The sequence below is a fragment of the Caballeronia temeraria genome (assembly GCF_001544795.2).
Classification (GTDB): Bacteria; Pseudomonadota; Gammaproteobacteria; order Burkholderiales; family Burkholderiaceae; genus Caballeronia; species Caballeronia temeraria.
Genome location: NZ_FCOI02000098.1, coordinates 1 through 1,838 on the forward strand (window position 1 = coordinate 1; position 1,838 = coordinate 1,838).

At 61.0% G+C, this 1,838-nt stretch carries 1 protein-coding gene; it reads right to left on the reverse strand.

Annotation, left to right across the window (positions count from 1 at the left end; translation table 11 throughout):
- Positions 1–1,838, reverse strand: a 1,838-nt coding sequence (locus AWB76_RS38555) for a non-ribosomal peptide synthetase (RefSeq protein WP_157696345.1), incomplete at both ends; no start/stop codon positions are given.

Sequence of the window (1,838 nt, forward strand, 5' to 3'; positions counted from 1 at the left end):
CGCAGGGCGTTGACATCGATCTCCGACATCAACGTGACGTATGCGACCAGTTGCTGATCCTGCGTCTCTTCATGTCGTGCACGCGCGATGACTACGGCTTCGCGCACGGCCGGATGATTGACGAGCTGCGCCTCGATCTCGCCAAGCTCGATACGGAAGCCGCGAATCTTGACCTGATGATCGTTGCGGCCGAGGAACTCGATGTTGCCATCGGTGCGATAACGGGCGAGGTCGCCCGTGCGATAGAGCCGCGTACCGGGTGCAAATGGACTGGCGATGAACCGTTGCGCCGTGAGCGCCGCGCGCCGCAGATAGCCGCCCGCGACGCCTGCGCCGCCAATATAAAGTTCGCCCGTTACGCCGAGCGGTAGATGCCGCAGGTTTTCATCGAGCACGTACGCGCGCGTGTTGTCGAGTGGCTGTCCGATGGGAATAGACGTGCCATAGGATATGGCATCGTTCAGCACATGAGTCAGAACGCCGACGGTCGTTTCGGTCGGACCATAGTGATTGAGGATGCGCAGTTCAGGCTTGAGTGCCTGCAGGGATAGAATCCAGTCGGAACGAGTGGCTTCTCCGCCCAGCACGAGCAATTGCGTCGGCAGTGCGGGAGAGGTGTCGAGCGTGATATCGACGAGTGCACGCAGGTGTCCCGGCACGATCTTCAGAACGCCAATCTTGCGCTCGCGCATGTACTGTCCGAACAGATAGCCATCGGAGGTTCGTTCCGTCGAGAGTATGTGCAGCTCATGGCCCGCAACCAACGCACCGAACAGGATCGTGTGACCAAGGTCGGTCGCAATGGTCGATGCCAGAGCCATGCTGCTCGGCGGGCGGACGTTCATCCTGGCCAGCACTCCGCTCAGATAGTTGGCGAGGTTACGGTGACTCAGCACGACGCCCTTCGGCTTGCCTGTGGAACCGGAGGTGTAGATCACGTAGGCCGGATATGGCGGACGCACATCGACGCCCGGATCGATGTCCGGGCGGGCATCGATCAGGCTCGTTTCGGTCTCTGGGCATACGACAGGCGCGCTCTGCGCGAGCGCCGGGAAGCGCTCGAGAAGCTGCGGCTGCGTAACGAGCAGCGACACCTGCGCATCGTCGAGCATGTAATCGAGCCGCTCGGCGACGGAGGTGGGATCGAGCGGAACGTAAGCGCCACCTGCCTTGAGTATCGCCATCAACGCGATGATCATGCCGATGCCGCGCTCCATGCACAGCGCCACGCGATCTTCAGGACGCACGCCCAAGGCGATCAGATGATGCGCAAGCTGATTGGCACGCGCGTTGAGTTGCGCGTACGTGAGTGACTCGTCTTCAAAGACCAGCGCGATCGCATCAGGCGTGCGCTGAACCTGTTGCTCGAAGAGTTGATGGATGCACATATTCTCCGGATACGCCGCCGCCGTGTCGTTCCAGCGTTCGAGTAACGCGTGTTCTTCGGGCAGCACGAGTTCGAGCGCGTGCAGCGGCGCATCGGGTTGATCGAGCGCTTGTTCGAGCAAGCTCGTGAAGCGCGCACCGAGGCGGGTGATGGTGATCTCGTCGAACAGATCGGTTGCGTAACTGAAGGTGCCGGTCAAGCCTTCCTGGGTATGCGTGAGGCTCAAGGTGAGATCGAACTTGGCGCCGGCTTCGGCTGCGGGCAACAGTTCGAGCGTAAGCCCCGGTAAAGCGAGCGCTTGCATTGGCGCGTTCTGCAATACGAACATCACCTGAAACAGCGGCGTGCGACTGGTATCGCGAACCGGCGCGAGTGCTTCGACGAGCTTTTCAAACGGCAAATCCTGATGCGCATACGCGGCAAGCGTCCTATCACGGACTTGCGCGAGCAG